The 1,234-nt window shown below is 47.4% G+C and carries 2 protein-coding genes; one reads left to right on the top strand and one right to left on the bottom strand.

The window, feature by feature from the left end:
* The coding region (locus tag A3766_RS21265; RefSeq protein WP_156509025.1) for a response regulator at window positions 1-596 on the bottom strand (596 nt) is incomplete at its 3' end.
* Window positions 597-638: 42 nt separating this feature from the next.
* Here A3766_RS21265 and istA point away from each other — a divergent pair.
* The coding region (gene istA / locus A3766_RS21260) for an IS21 family transposase (RefSeq protein ID WP_156509024.1) at window positions 639-1,234 on the top strand (596 nt) is incomplete at its 3' end.

Raw genomic sequence — 1,234 nt, 5'->3', positions numbered from 1 at the left:
TCCTCGACTTCCTCGACTTCCTCGACTTCCTCTACTTCCTCGACTTCCTCGACTTCCTCGACTTCCTCGACTTCCTCGACTTCCTCGACTTCCTCGACTTCAGTCGACAGCTCCTGACTTATTCTGCTTTCCTCTGGCGCAGAGGCAGTTTGTACCTGCTCGATTGGTTCCGAAAGGTGCTGTTCCTGAGGGCATAGCGCTTGATTTTGCTTTTGTCTGATGCCTTTGACATGTTTGAGAATGGCAGAAAAGAGCTCATTGTCATTGACGGGCTTGGTCACGTAGTCATTCATGCCCGAGGCAAGACATTTTGCTTTGTCTTCTGCCATGGCATTTGCGGTCATCGCGATGATAGGGATCTTCTGATTGCTTTCCCGTATCTTTTCGGTAGCTTGGCAGCCATCCATTAAAGGCATTTGCATGTCCATTAATATGAAATCGAAATTGCCTTTTATGGCTTTCTCGTAGCCTTCTTCACCATTGTTGGCAAGGGATACCCGGATGCCTTGTTTAACAATAATTTCCTTCCCTAGCTGTTGATTTGCACCCAAAACTGACCCACTAAAGCCATATATTTGCATCGAATTTTGACCCACGTATAAACCTATCCCTGCTTCAGCAAAGCAGGAGAAAATGGAGTGATAGACGTGGCTCTACTAAGCGTAATTCGACGCTGGCATATTCGGGAGGGACAATCGATTCGATCGATTGCTCGGAAGACCGGATTGTCACGAAATACTGTTCGTAAATACCTCAATAATAGAAATTTAGACCCAAGCTACCCTGCAAGGAAGTCGCCGAGTAAGCTGGATGACTACGAGAAGACCTTAACCTGCTGGCTTCACCGTGAGGTGAAAAAGCATCGAAAGCAGCGTAAGTCAGTCAAGCAGCTATACCAGGATTTAGTACAACTGGGTTACACCGTTTCCTATGATCGTGTTGCTGCGTTTGCACGGCAGTGGCGACAAGAGCAACATGAAGCAAAGAGCACTGCCGCTAAGCGAGTCTATGTTCCACTGACTTTTGCACCAGGCGAAGCATTCCAGTTTGATTGGGGCGAAGATTTCGCCACGATCAATGGTCGGAAGTGCTGCCTTCAAGTTGCTTACTTCAAGCTAAGCAATAGTCGAGCTTTCTTCCTGCGAGCTTATTANAAANAAACGCACGAGATGCTGTTTGATGCACACAATCATGCATTTCGGGTCTTTGGTGGCGTGCCTGAACGCGGCATCTA

Source organism: Oleiphilus sp. HI0132 (assembly GCF_001635845.1).
Note: the sequence above shows the minus strand (reverse complement) of the source record. Positions and strands in the feature narration are given on the sequence as shown.